Source organism: Amycolatopsis decaplanina DSM 44594 (genome assembly GCF_000342005.1).
Lineage (GTDB): Bacteria > Actinomycetota > Actinomycetes > Mycobacteriales > Pseudonocardiaceae > Amycolatopsis > Amycolatopsis decaplanina.
Window position 1 is genome coordinate 134,046 of sequence record NZ_AOHO01000074.1, and the last position, 16,675, is coordinate 150,720.

Consider the following 16,675-nt stretch of genomic DNA (forward strand, 5'->3'; position numbering starts at 1 on the left):
CGGGGTATGACCAAGCTGACGCATCGCCTCGCGGGGGTTCTCGAGACCCTCGCACGGGCACTTCGCCGCTATTCGCGCGACGATGGCAAGGTGCTGATACTGGGCGGCGTCCGCTCTGGGAAGTCACACCACGCCGAGGGCCTCGCGTCCCGCCACCCGCACCTGACCTACATCGCGCCCGGACTTCCGCCGAGCGCCGAAGATCCCGAATGGGCCGCCCGGGTGGCCGCGCACCGCGCGCGACGGCCCGCCAACTGGAAGACGGTCGAGACCACCGACCTGGCCACCGTCCTGCGCACGGCGACGCATCCGCTGCTCATCGACTGCCTCGGCACCTGGATCGGCCGGGTGCTCGACGAGGTCGGCGCCTGGGAGCAGCGCAAGGGCTGGGAACGGCGGCTCGACGACCGGCTGGAGGACTTCCTGGCGGCGTGGGCGCAAGCCGACGTACCGGTGATCGCGGTCAGCAACGAGGTCGGCAGCGGTGTGGTGCCCGCGACGGTGTCCGGACGCGTGTTCCGTGATGTGCTGGGCGCGCTGAACAACCGGGTCTCCGCCGTGTCCGACCGGACCGTGCTGGTCGTCGCCGGACGGATGCTCGATCTGCCCTAGGGAGCCTGCCGATGCCTTTCGCCATCCCCACCCCGGACGCCGCCGCCGAAGCCGCCGCGCGCACCAGACTGGACGGCCTGGTCAAGCCGCTGGGTTCACTCGGACGGCTCGAAGACCTGGCCGCCTGGCTCAGCGCGGCGCACGGCGTCGTGCCACCGCGGCCGCTCGACGACGTCCGCGTGGTCGTCTTCGCCGGTGACCACGGGGTTTCCGGTATGTCGGCGTATCCGCGTGAGGTCACCGCGGCGATGGTCCGGGTGTTCCTCGCCGGGAAGAGCGGTGTCAGCGTGCTGGCCGGGCTCGCCGGGGCGAAGGTGCGGGTGCTGGACATCGCGGTGGACTGGGACGGCGCGGACGTGCCCGCCGAGGTCACCGCGCACAAGGTCCGGCGGGGTTCCGGCGCGATCGACGTCGAAGACGCGCTCGCCGAGGGCGAGGCGCGGACGGCGTTCGAGCACGGGCTGGCGATCGCGGACGAGGAGATCGACGGCGGCGCGGATCTGCTCATCCCGGGCGACATGGGGATCGGCAACACGACGATCTGCGCGGCCGTGGTCGCCTCGGTGCTCGGCCTGGTGGCGGAAGAGGTCGTCGGCACGGGCACCGGGATCGACGAGGACGGGCGCGCGCGGAAGGTCGCGGTCGTCGAGGCCGCGTTGGCCAGGGCCGGAGCGGTGAAGGATCCCTTCGCGGTGCTGACCGCGCTCGGCAGCGCTTGTCTCGCCGCGACGGCGGGCTTTCTCGTGCAGGCCGCGGTCCGTGGGGTTCCGGTGCTGCTCGACGGCGTGTTCTCCGGGGCCGCGGCGCTCGTCGCCCGCGAGATCGCGCCGGGCGCCGAACAGTGGTGGCTGGCCGGGCACCGGTCGACCGAGCCGTCGCAGGCGTACGCGTTGAAGGCACTCGGGCTTGAGCCGATCCTCGACCTCGGGCTGAGGCTCGGCGAGGGCAGCGGCGCCGTGCAGGCGGTCCCGACGCTGAGGGCGGCGCGGGCGGTCCTCGCGGACATGGGCCTACTGGCGGATCTGGCTTGATCGCCGACGCGTTGAGGATGGCCGTCGGCACCTTGACCACCGTCAGGGTGCCGGCGCCGGGACTGATCGACCGGCGGGTGGCGGGCGGCGCGATGGTTCTCGCCCCGCTCGCCGTCGTACCGCTCGCTGCCGCCGCCTCGATGATCGTCTTTCTCGGTGAGTTGGCCGGCCTGCCCGCTTTCGCCTCGGCCGCGCTCGCGTTGGGCGTGGTGGCGCTGGGCAGTCGCGGGCTTCATCTGGACGGGCTCGCCGACACGGCCGACGGGCTCGGCGCTTCGTACGACCGCGCGCGGGCGCTGGAGGTCATGCGGCGCGGGGATTCCGGGCCGACCGGGATCGCGACCCTGGTGCTGGTGCTGCTCGTGCAGGCCGGCGCGCTGGCCGGGGCGATCTCGGCCGGGCACGGGATCGCGGCGGCCGCGGCGGCGGTCATCGCCGGACGCGGGGTGCTCTCGCTGTGCTGTGCGCGCGGCGTCCCCTCGGCACGGCCGGAAGGGCTGGGCGCGACCGTCGCCGGTTCGGTCCCGGTGTGGACGGCGGCGGTGGTGTTCGCCGTGCTCGCGGGCGCGGCGGCGCTGGTGTTTCCGTGGTGGCGAGGGCTGCTCGCGGTGACGCTGGGGTATCTGGCCGCGTCGGCGCTGCTGGCACGGTGTGTCCAACGGCTGGGCGGGGTCACCGGTGACGTGCTCGGCGGCTGTGTCGAGGTCGCCGTCGCGGGGGTCTTGCTGGCTTTGTCGTTCTGAGGGCTGCCCGTGACTCGCGTGCTCAGAGACGGATCTCGCGAGCTCAGAGACGTGATTCGCGTGTGCGGAGGGCGCACCTTCGAGTGCGGCATCCAGTCACGTGAGTTCCGTTCCTGAGCACGTGAGTTCCGTGTCTGAGCACGTGAGTCACGCCTTCGTTGCATGCCGACTTCGCGGCGCTTCTCAAGGAGACTGCAGCACAGCTGCCAGGGCGGCCAGGAATCGGTCCACAGTTTCCCGATCCCGGACGGCGATCCGCAGGTACCGCGTATCCAGCCCCGGGAAGGTGTCCCCACGGCGGACGGCGAAGCCGTTCTCCCGCAACCGTTCCCGGACGCTGTCGGCGCCGGGAAGCCGCACGAGCACGAAAGGTCCCCGAGGTTCCCCCAGCACCTCGACGCCCATCGCGGCCAGGCCCGAAACCAGGTACTCCCGATCCGCTTCAGCCGCCACCGCCAGCTTTTCGGCTTCCTCCAGGGCGGCCGGACGGCAGCACGCCACCACGGCGACGGCGGCGAGTGTCGACACCGACCACGGGGGCTGGACCGCGCGCAGACTGTCCACAACGGACTCGTCCGCCAGGACGTATCCGGCGCGCAGTCCGGCGATCCCCCAGGTCTTCGTCAGACTGCGAAGGACGACGAAACCAGGTTGTCCCGCAACGCTTTCGGTCTCGCCGGGGACGGCGTCGAGGAAGGCCTCGTCGACGACGACCAGGCGACCGGGACGCCCCAGCGCGATCAGGTCCGCGGCCGGGTGCAGCACGGAAGTCGGGTTCGTGGGGTTCCCGACGAAGACCAGGTCCGCCTCCTCCGGGACATCGCCCAGCCGGAATCCGTCGTCGGGCGACGACAACACCCGGTGCACGGGATGACCGGCCGCACGCAAAGCGGCTTCGGGTTCGGTGAACTGCGGGTGCACGACAACCGCGTGGGACGGCCGCAACGCCGTGGCCAGCAACGTGAAGGCCTCGGCCGCGCCGGAGGTCACCAAGACCTGGGACTCGGGCAACGAGTGCCGGGCGGCGACCGCGGCCGTGGCGGCGGTGACGTCCGGATAGGCGGCCAGGTCGGCCAAGGCCGCCGCCAGCTCGGCGCGCAGCCAAGCGGGCGGCGCCGGGAGGCGGACGTTGACCGCGAGGTCGACGAGTCCTTCGCCGACTTCGCGATCGCCGTGATGCCAGAGGTCGTAGTCAGCCATGGGCGCGCACCGCGGCGGCGAACCGCTCGGCGAGTTCGGGATAGCCCGCCCAGTGGACGTGCAGGTAGGAAGCGTGCAGTGACGCCGACGCGAAGCCGTCGGGTCTGCGGTCCCAGCCCCAGGCCGGTGTCGGGCCGCTGCCGGGTTCGATGACCGTGCGGTGGAATTCGTGACCGGTGACGCGTTGCCCGGCGACGGTCAGCACGGTGTCGGCGGGCGAGAAAGCCTTGCGGTAGCCGAGTTTCCCGCGTTTCGTCATGGTGGCCGAGGCGTCGAGGACGCCGGTCATCGGTGCCCCGTCGATGTCCTGGCACAGGTACAGCAGTCCCGCGCATTCCGCCACGACGGGCATTCCGTCGCCGACGGCCCGCGCGACCGCCGTCCGCAGCGGGACGTTCGCCGACAGTTCTTCGGCGTGCACCTCGGGGAAGCCGCCGCCGAAGTACAGCCCGGCGCAGCCCTCGGGAAGTTCCTTGTCCTGCAAGGGATCCATCTCGACGACGTCGACACCGGCGGCGGCGAGCAGTTCGACGGCCTCGGTGTAGCGGAAGGTGAACGCCGGGCCGGCCGCGGCGGCGACGATCGAACGCCGCCCGTCATGACCGAGCGGAGGCCGCCAAGGCTCCCCCGAAAGCCGGGAAGCGGATCGGGCGACCTGTACGACGGCGCCGAGGTCCACTCCCTCACTGATCCAGGCGGCCAGTTCCGGCAGCAGCCGTTCCGACTCGCTCGCCCGTTCCGCCGCCGGGACCAGCCCGAGGTGACGGCTGGGCGCGTGGATCTCTTCGTTGCGGTACAACGTGCCCAGCAGCGGGACGCCGGTCGCTTCCAGCGCGGTGACGATCTCGTCCGCGTGCCGCTGCGAGCCCAGTTTGTTGAGAATGACGCCGGCGAGCCGGACGCGGGTGTCGTACTGCGCGAACCCCAGGACGGTCGCGGCGACACTGCGCGACGCGGCCGAGGCGTCCACCACGAGCACCACCGGCGCGTCCAGCAGCCGCGCGACGTGCGCCGTCGAGGCGTACCCCTCGGTGCCGAGAGCCCCGTCGAACAGGCCCATCACGCCTTCGATGACCGCGATGTCGGCACCGGCGGAACCGTGCCGCAGCAACGGGATCAGCCGGTCCTCGCCTTGGAGGAACGGGTCGAGGTTGCGCGGGGGCCGTCCGGTGGCGAGGGCGTGGTAGCTCGGGTCGATGAAGTCGGGGCCGACCTTGTGCCCGGACACCTTCAGCCCCCGCGCCCGCAACGCCGCCATCACGCCCGCGGCGATCGTGGTCTTGCCGTGCCCGGAGCCGGGCGCGGCGATGACCACGCGATTCACCATTCGATGCCTCGCTGGCCTTTTTGCCCGGCGTCCATCGGGTGCTTCACCTTGGTCATCTCGGTGACCAGATCCGCCGCGTCGATCAGCTCCGGCGGCGCGTACCGGCCGGTGATCACCACATGCTGGTGACCGGGACGTCCGCTCAGCGCCGAGACGACGTCGTCCACTTCGAGCCAGCCCCATTTGAGCAGATAGCTGAACTCGTCGAGCACGTAGAAGTCGTGGGTCTCGGCGGCGAGACGGCGTTTGATCTCGGCCCAGCCCTCACGGGCGTTGGCGGCGTGGTCCTCTTCGGAGCCGGACTTGCGCGCCCAGCTCCAGCCTTCGCCCATCTTGTGCCATTCGACCGGTCCGCCCTGACCGGTCTCCTCGTGCAGCTTGCCGAGCGCGCGGAACGCGGCTTCCTCGCCGACGCGCCACTTCGCCGACTTGACGAACTGGAACACGCCGATCGACCAGCCCTGGTTCCACGCGCGCAACGCCATCCCGAACGCGGCCGTGGACTTGCCCTTCATCTCGCCGGTGTGCACGGCGAGCAGCGGGCGGTTGCGGCGCTGACGGGTGGTGAGCCCGTCGTTCGGCACCGTTTCCGGTTTGCCCTGTGGCATTACGCGGCCCTCCCGGAGATACGTGTACGGACGGCACCGGCCAAGGTGTCCGCGGCGACCTCGGCGACCGGGACGTGTTCGGCGCCGAGGTGTTCCGCCAGTTCGGCGGCGAGCCCGAGGCGCATCTTCCCGCTCTCGCAGTCCATCACGATCGAGGTGACGTTTCCGGCCAGCAGCCCGGCCGCCTGCCGCGCGCGCTGGACGGCGTCGGCGCCGCTGGTCGCGCGGCCGTCGGTGACGACGACGAGCAGCGGACGCCGCAACGGATCACGGACCGCTTCGATCCGCAGGACCCGAGCCGCTTCAAGGAGTCCCTCCGCCAGTGGTGTCCTGCCACCAGTTGCGAGACCGTCCAAACGGGACGCGGCGGCGTCGACGCTGATGGTCGGCGGAAGCGCGAGTTCGGCGCCGGAGGCGCGGAAGGTCACCAGGCCCACCTTGTCGCGACGCTGGTAGGCGTCGAGCAGCAACGACAGCACGGCGGTCTTGACCTCGCGCATCCGCTGACGTGCGCCCATCGAGCCGGACGCGTCGACGCAGAACAGCACCAGGTTGCCCTCGCGCCCTTCCCGCCGCGCGAACCGCAGGTCCTGGGGCCGCACCACGAGTCCGGCGCCGCTGCGGCCGCGAGACCGCTGATGCGGCGCGGCCGCGCGCACGGTCGCGAGCAGATGCGGATGCCCGTCCTTGGTCCCGGCGGGCTGGACGCCGATGGTCCGGCCGTTGTCGGTGATCGCCCTGGACCGTCGCCCGGCGGCGCCCTCACCGGTGCCTTTCACCTCGAAACGCCTGGCACGGAAGGCTTCACCGGCACCGACAGGCTTCTGGTCACCACCGCTCTGGCCGCCACCCGAAGGCTCTTGGCCGCCCTCCGACGACGACGTGTCGCCTTCCGAGGAAGGAGGCGGGGTGCCCGAGCCTGGGCCGTCATCGTCAGGACCGGGTCCTTCGGGCTCGGCGTCCTGCAGCGCCTGCTCCAACTGCTCTTCGGAGATCCCGGGCGCGTCGAAGGGATTCCGGCGACGACGGTGCGGCAGCGCGAGCCGGGCCGCGACCCGGACGTCCTCGGTGGTCACCTCGGTCCGCCCGGCCCAGGCGGCGTGCGCGACCGCGGTCCGCGCGGTCACGATGTCCGCGCGCATGCCGTCGACCTCGAAGGAGGCACAGACCTCGGCGATCTGCCGCAGCGCGTCGTCCGGCAGTTTGACCGACGGCAGAAGCCGTTGCGCCGCCTCGATGTCCGCGGCGAGTTCGGCGTCGGCCGCGGCGTACTGGCCGGCGAAACCGTCGGGATCCGCTTCGTAGGCGAGCCGCCGCCGGACGACCTCGACCCGCAGTTCGGGATCCCGGCTGGACGCGACCTCGACGGTGAGCCCGAAGCGGTCCAGCAACTGCGGCCGCAGTTCGCCTTCCTCCGGGTTCATCGTGCCGATCAGGACGAACCGGGCGGCGTGCGATACCGAGACGCCCTCGCGTTCGACCGTCGCACGTCCCATGGCGGCGGCGTCGAGCAGCGTGTCGACCAGGTGGTCGTGCAGGAGGTTGACCTCGTCCACGTACAGCAGTCCGCGATGCGCGGCCGCGAGCAGACCGGGCTGGAAGTCGGTGACGCCGTCGGCGAGCGCGCGTTCCAGGTTCAGCGAGCCGATCACGCGGTCTTCGGCCGCGCCGACCGGCAGTTCCACCAGCCGCGCTGGACGGCGGTGGGCGGGCGGGCCTTCGGCGTGCGGGCCGTCCGGGCAGGCCGGATCGGGTTCGACGGGATCGCAGGAGAACCGGCACGCGTCCACGACGTCGACGCCGGGCAGCAGGCCGGCCAGCGCGCGCACCATCGTGGATTTCGCCGTGCCCTTCTCGCCGCGCACGAGCACCCCGCCGACGGCGGGCGAGATGGAGGAAAGCACCAGCGCCAGGCGCAGATCCGGCATCCCCACAACGGCGGTGAACGGGTACGGCTTCACAGCTCTCCCTCATCCTCGACGACGTCCGGCCGATCATCGCACAGGAAATCCGTCATCTAACGTGACGAGCGTGCGCGAAAAATCACCCCTGACGGTCGTCGGGATCGGGACCGACGGCTGGCCCGGTCTGTCCTCGCAGGCCAGGGAAGCGGTGTTGAACGCCGACGTGGTCGTGGGCTCGCCGCGTCAGCTCGCGTACCTGCCGGCCGGGATGAAAACCGCGCCCTGGCCGAGCCCGCTCCTTCCCGGCCTGGACGACTTCCTCGCCGAGCGGGAAGGCCGTGTCTGCGTGCTGGCCAGCGGCGATCCGCTGTTGTCCGGCATCGGCACGACGCTGATCCAGCGCGGCTACGACGTCGAGGTCCTGCCCGCGCTGTCGTCGGTGACGCTCGCCCGCGCGAGGCTCGGCTGGTCGGCCGAGGAGACCGAGGTGGTCACGGTCGTCGGCCGCGCGATCGCGCGGGTGAGCCGCGCGCTCGCACCGGGGCGGAGGATCCTCGTCCTCGGCGCGAACGCCGAAGACCTGCTCGGCCTGCTCAAAGCCCGCGGCTACGGCAAGAGCCGCGTCACCGCGCTGTCCGACCTCGGCGGCCCCGACGAACGTGTCGGCCCCGGCTCGCTGACCGTGTTCGCCATCGAGGCCGACGGCCCGGCGCTGCCGCTGACCGGCCTGCCGGACGACGCCTTCGAGCACGCCGGCCAGCTCACCAAACGCGACCTCCGCGCGTCCGCGCTGGCCAGGCTCGCTCCGTCGCCGGGCGAACTGCTGTGGGACGTCGGCGCTGGAGCGGGCAGCGTCGGGATCGAGTGGTCCCGCGTGCATCCGCTGAACCGGGCGATCGCGATCGAACGCCTCCCGGAGCGAGCCGCCCGGATCACCCGGAACGCGCACGCGCTCGGCGTCCCGGAACTCGACGTGGTGATCGGGGCGGCGCCCGAAGCACTCGAAGGACTGGCCAGGCCGCACGCGATCTTCGTCGGCGGCGGGCTGACCGTGCCCGGTGTCCTGGACGCCTGCCTGGCGACCGGCGCACGGATCGTCGCGCACGGCGTGACCCTCGAATCCGAACAAGCCCTCGCCCGCGCGTACGGCGAACACGGCGGGGAGCTGATCCGCGTCGGCGTCGAACAGGCGGCGCCGCTGGGCGGGTTCACCGGCTGGACCCCGGCGCGAGCCGTGACCCAATGGAGCAAACCTTGACAGTGCACTTCATCGGAGCCGGTCCCGGCGCGGCCGACCTCATCACCGTCCGGGGCCGTGACCTGCTCGGCCGCTGCGAAACCTGCCTGTACCCCGGCAGCATGACGCCGACAGCGCTCTTGGCGTACTGCCCGGACGACGCGACGCTCATCGACACCGCGAACCTCGACCTGCCCGCGATCGTCGCGCGCATGGTCGAGGCCCACGAGAAGGGCCACGAGATCGCACGGCTGTGCTCGGGCGATCCGTCGATCTACAGCGCGGTCGCCGAGCAGATGCGCCGTCTCGACGCGGCCGGCGTTCCCTACGACGTCACGCCGGGCGTGCCCGCGTTCGCCGCCGCCGCCGCGCTGCTCAACCGCGAACTGACCGTGCCGGAGGTCGGCCAGAGCCTGGTCATCACCCGCGCCCAAGCCCGGTCCACGGCCATGCCGCCGGGGGAAACGCTGGCGAACTTCGCGCGCACCGGCACCACACTCGCGCTGCATCTGGCGATCAACCGCATCGAGCAAGTAGTCGACGAATTGCTGCCCTTTTATACAAAGGACAGTCCGGCGGCGGTCGTCGCGCTGGCGAGTCAGCCGGGTGAGCGGGTGCTCCGCGGCACCCTCGGCACCATCGCCGCCCAGTCCCGCGAGGCCGGGATCAGCCGCGCGGCGATGATCTTCGTCGGAGAAGTCCTCGCGGCTGAAGGATTTCCCGATAGCTTTCTCTACTCGGCCACCCGTGATCGCGCCAATCAACCGGAGTCCTTGTGAAGAGTCTGCGCTGGGGCCTGCTGGCCGCCGGGACGATCGCCGCCGAGTTCGCGGCGGGTGTCGAAGAAAGCAAGCACGGTGTCCTCGAAGCCGTCGCCGCGCGGTCCGGTGACCGGGCGGCCGAGTTCGCGAGCCGCTTCGAGATCCCGAAATGCTACGGCGCCTACGAAGACCTGCTCGCCGATCCGGACGTCGACGCGATCTACATCTCGACGCCGCACCCGCTGCACGGCGAATGGGCGATCCGCGCGGCCGAAGCGGGCAAGCACATCCTGTGCGAGAAGCCGCTCACGATGTCCGTCGCCGAGGCCGAGAAGGTCATCGAAGCCGCCCGCGCCAACGACGTCTTCCTCATGGAGGCGTTCATGTACCGGCTGCATCCGCAGATCCGGCGACTGGCCGAGCTGATCTCCTGCGGTGCCATCGGCGAGGTCCGCGCCGTGGACGTCGCCTTCAGCTACAACTTTGCCGTCCCCCGGCTCACCGATCCCGCGCTGGGCGGCGGCGGGATCTTCGACGTCGGCTGTTACTGCACGTCACTCGCGCGGCTGGTCTCGCAGGCGGCGACCGGACAGGACGTCGTCGAGCCCGAAGAAGTGCTCGGGATGGCGAGGCTCGACGAGAACGGCGTCGACGAGGTCGCGTTCGGGCTGCTGCGGCTGCCGGGCGGGATCCTCGCGCAACTGGCCTGCGGTTTCCAGCTGACTCAGGACGATCACATCCGCGTGTACGGATCGGAAGGGCAGCTGTACGTGCCGAAGCCGGCGTGGATCCACGAAATGCGCAGGCCGAAGACCTCGCAGATCGTCCTCACGCCGGAAGGCGGCGAGTCCGAGGTGATCGAAGTCGAGGCGACTCAAGGACTCTTCGCTCGCGAAGCCGACCACGTCGCCACGCATCTCGACGACCGGCAAGCGCCCGAACTCACCTGGGCCGAGACGCTCGCGAACCTGCGCACGCTCGAACGGTGGCGCGCGGCCGTGGCCCGATGACGCTGCTGATCCTGGGCGGCACCGGCGAAGCACGCGAGCTCGCGAAGGAACTGGTGGCGCGCGGCGAGCACGTCGTGTCGTCGCTCGCGGGCCGCGTCGCGCGCCCGAAGCTGCCCGACGGCGAAGTCCGCGTCGGCGGCTTCGGCGGCCCGGAAGGTCTCGCGCGCTGGCTGACCGAGAACGACATCGACGCGGTGATCGACGCCACGCATCCCTTCGCCGAACGCATCGGCGCCAACGCGGCGGAAGCCGCCCGCGCGACGGGCACGCCGCTGCTCAGGCTCGCCAGGCCCGGCTGGACCGAACAGCCTGGCGACACCTGGCACTGGGCCGACGACCTCGGCCACGCCGCGCGGCTGCTCCCGGCACTCGGCGAACGCGTGTTCCTCACCAGCGGACGTCAAGGACTCGGCGCCTTCGCCGGGCTCGGCCTCTGGTTCCTGATCCGCTGCGTCGACCCGCCCGAGGCGCCGCTCCCCCGCCGTCACGAAGTCCTGCTCGACCGCGGGCCGTACACGGTGGAGAAGGAACGCGCGCTCATGGAGCGGCACGGCGTCGAGGTCCTCGTCACCAAGGACAGCGGTGGCGCGATGACCGCCGCGAAGCTCACCGCGGCCCGCGAGCTCGGTCTTCCGGTGGTCGTCGTCCGGCGGCCGCGACGGCCGGAAACGGCCAGCGTAACGACAGTTCAGGGCGCTATAACCTGGATCGGCCGCGAGACGAAGGGCAGCCCTGCGTAAGCCGTTCGGACCAGACCCGTTAGCGTTGCGCCGATGCGTCTGATCGCTGTCACGCTGGGGTTGCTGTCCGCCTTGTGCGCATTGGCTTTCCCCTTCCTGCCGGTGGTGCAGGACACAGCGGAGGTCGTCTGGCCAACGGGCGGCGACACCCGCTCCGTCAACGCGCCCTTGACCGGGTATTGGGCGCAGGACCTGCGTGTCGACCTGCCGTGCACGACCGTCCGGTCGCTGGACGCGCGTTCGCAGGGCCAGGCGCTGTTGTTCTCCACCGTGCCCGACGGCCGCACCGACCCGCGCGCGGGCAAGGGCGTCGGCCTGCAGCTGCGCATCGACAACGGCGTGCTGCTCGCCTCCAGCCAGGGTCAGCAGATCGTGCAGCAGCCGCTGCCTCCTCAGTCAATGTCACAGCACAACTGCGACGTCAAGCTCCGTGCGGACGCGAACCAGATGACGCTGACCGTCGCCGAGACCGTGGTGTTCCACGCCGAGGGCGACGTCCGGCCGCGGCTGGTCGGGATCTACTCGTCGATCAACGCGGGCAAGGACCCGATCGCCGGCTTGCACGTCTCGGTCGTCCCGGACACCCGCTACCAGACCTCGCCGACCGTGCTGAAGTGGATCGTCGGCGTCATCGCGGCGCTGTCGTTCATCGGCTGCCTGATCGCGGTGTGGCGGATGGACTCCGGGTTCGCCCGCCGCGCGCCCCGCTGGGCGCCGGTCGGCTGGTGGCGGCTGACCGCCCGCGACGCGACGGTGATCATCGCGCTCGGCGCGTGGGTCTTCATCGGCCCGGTCACCTCGGACGACGGCTACATCCTCACGATGTCGAGAGTGGCCGAGGAGACCGGCTACCTCACGAACTATCACCGCTGGTTCGGCGTCGCCGAGGCGCCGTTCGGCTGGTTCTACCACGTGTATCAGCTGATGGCGCACGTCAGCACGGTGCCGCCGTGGATCCGGCTCCCGTCGTTCCTGCTCGGCGTGCTGAGCTGGCTGCTGATCAGCCGCGAGGTCATGCCGCGACTGGGCACCCAGGTCCGGATGAGCCGCGCGGCGGGCTGGGCCGCCGCCGCGGTGTTCCTGGTCTGGTGGATGCCGTTCAACAACGGTGTCCGGCCGGAACCGGTCGCCGCGCTGGGCTCGCTGCTGGCGATCTGCGCCGTCGAGCGCGCGCTGGTGACCCGCCGTCTGCTGCCGTTGTGCCTCGGGCTCACCGCCGCCGGGTTCACCCTGGCCGCGACGCCGACCGGGCTGATCGCGGTCGCGCCGTTCCTGGTCGCCGCGCGCCCGCTGTTCAAACTGGTCCGCCAGCGCGCCGAGAACGGCTGGCTGCCGGTGCTCGCGCCGGTGCTGGCCGCGGGGTTGCTGGTGCTGGTCGTGGTGTTCGCCGACCAGACCTTCGCCACCGTGCAGGAGGCGACCCGGATCCGCACCCTGGTCGGCCCGAACCTGTCGTGGTTCCAAGAACTCGCGCGCTATCAGCTGCTCTTCGAAAGCCTGCCGGACGGCTCCGTGCCACGCCGGTTCCCCGTGCTGCTGGTGCTGCTGTGCACCGGGACCTGCCTGGTGGTGCTGCTGCGCCGCGGCCGGATCCCCGGCGCCGCGCTCGGCCCCAGCCGCCGCCTGATCGGCACCGTCGCGCTGTTCTTCCTGCTGCTGGCGCTGACCCCGACCAAGTGGACGCACCACTTCGGCGCGTTCGCCGCGGTCGGCGCGGCCATGGCGGCGCTGACCGCGCTGGCGACCAGTTCGACGGTGCTGAGGTCGAGGCGGAACCGGGCGGCGTTCCTCGCCGGGCTGCTCGTGGTCGGCGCGCTGGCCGCGACCGGGCCCAACTCGTACTGGTTCGTTTCGAAACTCGGCGTGCAGTGGACCGCCGTGGCGCCGTCGATCGGCGGGATCCCGCTGTCGACGATCCTGCTCGTCGCGGCCGCGATCTCCGGGATCTACGCGTTCGTGGAGAACGTCCGCGCGCACCGGCCGGGATTGCAGGCGGGACCGCAGGAAGGCCGGAGCCGATCGCTGCGGCTCGGTTCGCTCTCACTGGTGGCCGTCTGCGGTCTGATGGCCACGGGCGAGTTCGTCAGCATGGCGTGGGCGATCCACAACCAGCAGGGTTCCTACAGCCTCGGCGCCGCGAACTTCGGGCACCTGTTCGGCAAGAGCTGCAACCTCTCCGATCACGTGATGGTGGAACGGGACGCCGCGACCAGCATCCTGCGGGCCCAGCCCGAACAGCGGACGGTGCCGGTGAAGAAGGAGGAGCCGCCCGCCGGGCAGACCCCGCCGCTGCCCGATCCGGAGCAGGACAACGGCCGCGTGCAGACCGGATTCCACACCCGCGCGATCGACGACAAGGACCCGTTGGCCGAACCCCCGCACGGCTTCAAACCCGACGAAGTCCCGATGTGGAGCAGCTTCCTCGACCCCGAAACGCGGGCCGGGCGGCTGCGCAGCGACTGGTACGCCCTCGCCGAAAAGCCCGCCGACGGCCAGATCGTGGTCGCCACCGCGGGCGCGGCCCGGCGGCCGACGTCGGTCAGCCTCGACTACGGCGTGAACACCAGCGAAGGCGTGAAGGTCGTCCGCAGCCAGTTCGTGCTGCCGCCGGGCGCCGGGACCAACGGCTGGAACGACACCCGGATCAACCTGCGCGACCTCCCCGCCGAGACGACGTCCGTGCGGATCAACATCGTCGACAACGACCTCACCGAGGACGGCTGGATCGCCGCGTCCGCGCCCCGCGTGCCGACGTTCACCACGCTGACCGAGAAGATCGCGGACAAGCAGGTGTACGTCGACTGGCCCGCGTCGTTCGTCTACCCGTGCGTGCAGCCGGTGACCTCGCACGACGGCATCTCGAAGATGCCCGACTACCGGATCACCGCCGGCGCCGTCGCCGACGAGGCGAACTGGGCGTCCAGCACCAACGGCGGTCCGATCGGCTGGCTCGAAGAGGTCGCGGCCGAACCCGAGGTGCCCAGCTACCTGATCGGCCAGCCGAGCCAGTCGTGGGGCCAGCTGCTGCAGGTCGAACCGTTCACCGAGGGGATCGCGCCGACGATCGTCCACGGCGAGAAGGTCGTCCCCGGCTGGTGGTCGCCGGGTCCGGGACCGCGGCAGCCGAACGGCAAGGACCCGACGCGCTAGGGACAACTCGTCACTCGCGTGTCTGAACCCGTAACTCGCGTGATTGGAGGCGGAACTCGTGAGTTCCGCCTCCAACCACGCGAATGCGGTGCCTGATCACGCGAGTTACGGGTTCAGGCCTGCCAGCGCGGTCGGCAGCGGGCCCTCGTGCAGCACCCCGAGCCGCTGTGTAGCGCGCGTGAGCGCCACGTAGAGCTCAGCCGCACCGCGCGGCCCGTCGGCCAGGATCCGCTCCGGGTCCACGACGAGAACGGCGTCGAACTCGAGCCCCTTCGTCTCCGACGCGGGCACCGTGCCCGGCATCCCGGGCGGCCCGATCACGACGCTGGTGCCTTCACGCCCGGCTTCGTCCTTGACGAACTCCTCGATGGCGCCTGCCAGGGAGTCCTCGGTGACCTTTCGCGCCCAAGGCCGGACACCGTTGGAACGGACCGACTCCGGCGCACGGACGTCCGGCGCGAACTCGGCGAGCACCGAGGCGGCGACGGCCATGATCTCCGCCGGGGTGCGGTAGTTCACGGTCAGCGACCGGTAGACCCAGCGGCCCGGTACGTACGGCTCCAGCATCGCGTCCCACGACCGCGCCCCGGCCTCGGACCGGCGCTGCGCCAGATCGCCGACGACGGTGAACGACCGGTTGGGACAGCGCCGCATCAGCACCCGCCAGTCCATTTCGGACAGTTCCTGTGCCTCGTCGACCACGACGTGCCGGTACGTCCAGTCCCGGTCCGCGGAGGCACGCTCGACGAGGCTACGGGTGTCGTGCTCGACGAACCGGTCGGCGAGTTCGTCGGCGAAGAGCAGGTTCTCCGCCGAGAGCATGACGTCCTCGTCCATCTCCTCGCGGTCGAGTTTCATCGTGTCGAGCACACCTTCGGCGTACTCGGCCTCGGCCTTCTTCTCCCGCGCGAGTGCCTTTTCCGCGGCCTGGTCCGCCGCTTTGTCGCGGCCGAGCAGGTCGACGAGTTCGTCGAGCAGCGGCATGTCCGACACCGTCCAGGCTTCCCCGTCGGCGCGCAGCAACGCCTGGTCCGCCCCCGCCGCGCGAAGCCGCTCCGAAGAGGAAAGGAGCGACCCCAGCAGGCTCTCGGGCGTCAAGATCGGCCAGAGCGCGTCGAGCGCGGCGGTGAACGTCTCGCTCTCCGCCAGTTCCTTGAGCAGGTCCTTCCGCAGCCGCTCCCATTCGTCGCGGTCGTCCCGGCTGAGCCAGCCGCGGCCGATCCGCGCGATGGCCCGCTCGGTCAGGACGTAGGTGACGATGTCGGTGAACGTCCCGCGCGCCTCGTTGTGCGGCAGACCGCTCTTGCGAGCCTCGTCCCTGGCCCATTCCGCGGTCTCGGCGTCGATCCGGACGGTGACGTCGGCCAGGTCGATCAGCACCGGCTCCTCCGGCAGCCGCTGACGGTCGGCGACGGCGGCCTTGAGGACGTCCAGCATCTTCAGCGAACCCTTGAGCCGCGTCGCTTCGGAGCCGTCCTCGGCGGTGACGTGCTTGCCGGGGACGAAGTCGCCGGTGGTCATGAACACCACGTCGGTCTCGCCCAGTGACGGCAGGACCCGGCCGATGTGGTGGAGGAACGCAGGGTTCGGCCCCACCACGAGCACGCCGTGGCGTTCCATCCGCTCGCGCTGGGTGTAGAGCAGGTAGGCGACGCGATGCAGCGCCACCACGGTCTTCCCGGTGCCCGGCCCGCCCTCGATCACCAGCACACCGGGATGCTCGTGCCGGATGATCTCGTCCTGCTCGGCCTGGATCGTCGCGACGATGTCGCGCATCCCCTCGCCCCGCGGCGCGTTGACGGCCGCGAGCAGCGCCGCGTCACCCTCCGCGTCGCCGCCGGGGCGGCCGAACACCTCGTCGGTGAAGCCGAGCACCTCACGCCCGTGCGTGTGGAACTGGCGGCGACGGCGCATCTTTTCCGGCGTCGCCGCGGTCGCGGTGTAGAACGGGCGCGCCGCAGGCGCCCGCCAGTCGAGCAGCACCGGTTCGTAGTCGTTCTCCTCGTCAAAGAGCCCGATGCGGCCGATATAGGAGGTCTCCCCCGCGAGACTGTCAAGCCTGCCGAAGCACAGGCCGTTGTCCACGACGTCCAGCCGCCGCGACTCCCTGGCCAGCGCGCGCACCTCGACGTCGCGTTCCATGGCCGTCCCGCCGGTTCCCCCCAGCGCGGCCTGGAACTCCCCCTTCACCCGGGCGCGTTCGGCGTCCAGGCGCGTGTAGAGCCCGGCGACGTATTCGCGTTCGGACCGGAGCTCTTCTTCATGACCCTGAGTTGACACAGACTCCCATTTCGCCAGGTTTCGGCTACGGCGAGTGAGTCTGAGGCATCACCGGGGTCTTGTGGCAAGTCC

At 71.1% G+C, this 16,675-nt stretch carries 13 protein-coding genes; 8 read left to right on the plus strand and 5 right to left on the minus strand.

The window, feature by feature from the left end; all coding sequences use genetic code 11:
* The first annotated feature begins 6 nt into the window (after positions 1-6).
* From H074_RS30855 to H074_RS30865, 3 genes are read left to right on the plus strand one after another with little or no spacing between them, the layout of a single operon-like run.
* The gene (locus H074_RS30855; RefSeq protein WP_007034003.1) at positions 7-612 is read left to right on the plus strand and encodes a bifunctional adenosylcobinamide kinase/adenosylcobinamide-phosphate guanylyltransferase; all 606 of its coding nucleotides are present in this window, start codon (positions 7-9) and stop codon (positions 610-612) included.
* Between the two features lie 11 nt (positions 613-623).
* On the plus strand, positions 624-1,643 hold the full coding sequence (gene cobT / locus H074_RS30860; RefSeq protein WP_007034004.1) for a nicotinate-nucleotide--dimethylbenzimidazole phosphoribosyltransferase: 1,020 nt from the start codon (positions 624-626) through the stop codon (positions 1,641-1,643).
* Positions 1,640-2,386 (plus strand): adenosylcobinamide-GDP ribazoletransferase, encoded by a 747-nt coding sequence (locus H074_RS30865; RefSeq protein ID WP_007034005.1) that lies wholly within the window; start codon positions 1,640-1,642, stop codon positions 2,384-2,386. The genes cobT and H074_RS30865 overlap by 4 nt, the downstream gene beginning before the upstream one ends.
* A 183-nt stretch (positions 2,387-2,569) precedes the next feature.
* Here H074_RS30865 and cobC read toward each other — a convergent pair whose 3' ends face one another.
* From cobC to H074_RS30885, 4 genes are read right to left on the minus strand one after another with little or no spacing between them, the layout of a single operon-like run.
* Positions 2,570-3,586 (minus strand): Rv2231c family histidinol phosphate aminotransferase CobC, encoded by a 1,017-nt coding sequence (gene cobC / locus H074_RS30870; protein WP_007034006.1) that lies wholly within the window; start codon positions 3,584-3,586, stop codon positions 2,570-2,572.
* Positions 3,579-4,913 carry a cobyrinic acid a,c-diamide synthase CobB gene (locus tag H074_RS30875; RefSeq protein WP_007034007.1) on the minus strand — a complete coding sequence of 445 codons (1,335 nt, stop codon included), beginning with the start codon at positions 4,911-4,913 and terminating at the stop codon, positions 3,579-3,581. The genes cobC and H074_RS30875 overlap by 8 nt, the downstream gene beginning before the upstream one ends.
* The gene (cobO, locus tag H074_RS30880; RefSeq protein ID WP_007034008.1) at positions 4,907-5,521 is read right to left on the minus strand and encodes a cob(I)yrinic acid a,c-diamide adenosyltransferase; all 615 of its coding nucleotides are present in this window, start codon (positions 5,519-5,521) and stop codon (positions 4,907-4,909) included. The genes H074_RS30875 and cobO overlap by 7 nt, the downstream gene beginning before the upstream one ends.
* Positions 5,521-7,482 carry a putative cobaltochelatase gene (locus H074_RS30885; RefSeq protein WP_007034009.1) on the minus strand — a complete coding sequence of 654 codons (1,962 nt, stop codon included), beginning with the start codon at positions 7,480-7,482 and terminating at the stop codon, positions 5,521-5,523. The genes cobO and H074_RS30885 overlap by 1 nt, the downstream gene beginning before the upstream one ends.
* Before the next feature lie 61 nt (positions 7,483-7,543).
* On the opposite strand from H074_RS30885, the gene H074_RS30890 reads away from it, so the two are divergent.
* From H074_RS30890 to H074_RS30910, 5 genes are read left to right on the plus strand one after another with little or no spacing between them, the layout of a single operon-like run.
* Positions 7,544-8,683 (plus strand): bifunctional cobalt-precorrin-7 (C(5))-methyltransferase/cobalt-precorrin-6B (C(15))-methyltransferase, encoded by a 1,140-nt coding sequence (locus H074_RS30890; protein WP_007034010.1) that lies wholly within the window; start codon positions 7,544-7,546, stop codon positions 8,681-8,683.
* Positions 8,680-9,441 carry a precorrin-4 C(11)-methyltransferase gene (gene cobM / locus H074_RS30895; RefSeq protein ID WP_039923716.1) on the plus strand — a complete coding sequence of 254 codons (762 nt, stop codon included), beginning with the start codon at positions 8,680-8,682 and terminating at the stop codon, positions 9,439-9,441. Before H074_RS30890 ends, cobM begins: the two co-directional genes overlap by 4 nt.
* Positions 9,438-10,433 carry a Gfo/Idh/MocA family protein gene (locus H074_RS30900; RefSeq protein ID WP_007034012.1) on the plus strand — a complete coding sequence of 332 codons (996 nt, stop codon included), beginning with the start codon at positions 9,438-9,440 and terminating at the stop codon, positions 10,431-10,433. The genes cobM and H074_RS30900 overlap by 4 nt, the downstream gene beginning before the upstream one ends.
* Positions 10,430-11,173, plus strand: a complete 744-nt coding sequence (locus tag H074_RS30905) for a cobalt-precorrin-6A reductase (RefSeq protein WP_039923810.1) — start codon at positions 10,430-10,432, stop codon at positions 11,171-11,173. The genes H074_RS30900 and H074_RS30905 overlap by 4 nt, the downstream gene beginning before the upstream one ends.
* 33 nt (positions 11,174-11,206) lie before the next feature.
* Positions 11,207-14,323: an arabinosyltransferase domain-containing protein gene (locus H074_RS30910; protein WP_007034014.1), complete on the plus strand. Its 3,117-nt coding sequence runs from the start codon at positions 11,207-11,209 to the stop codon at positions 14,321-14,323.
* Positions 14,324-14,428: 105 nt separating this feature from the next.
* On the opposite strand, the gene helR is transcribed toward H074_RS30910, so the two are convergent.
* Positions 14,429-16,603, minus strand: coding sequence for an RNA polymerase recycling motor ATPase HelR (gene helR / locus H074_RS30915; protein ID WP_007034015.1), 2,175 nt, complete (start codon positions 16,601-16,603; stop codon positions 14,429-14,431).
* Positions 16,604-16,675: the final 72 nt, after the last annotated feature.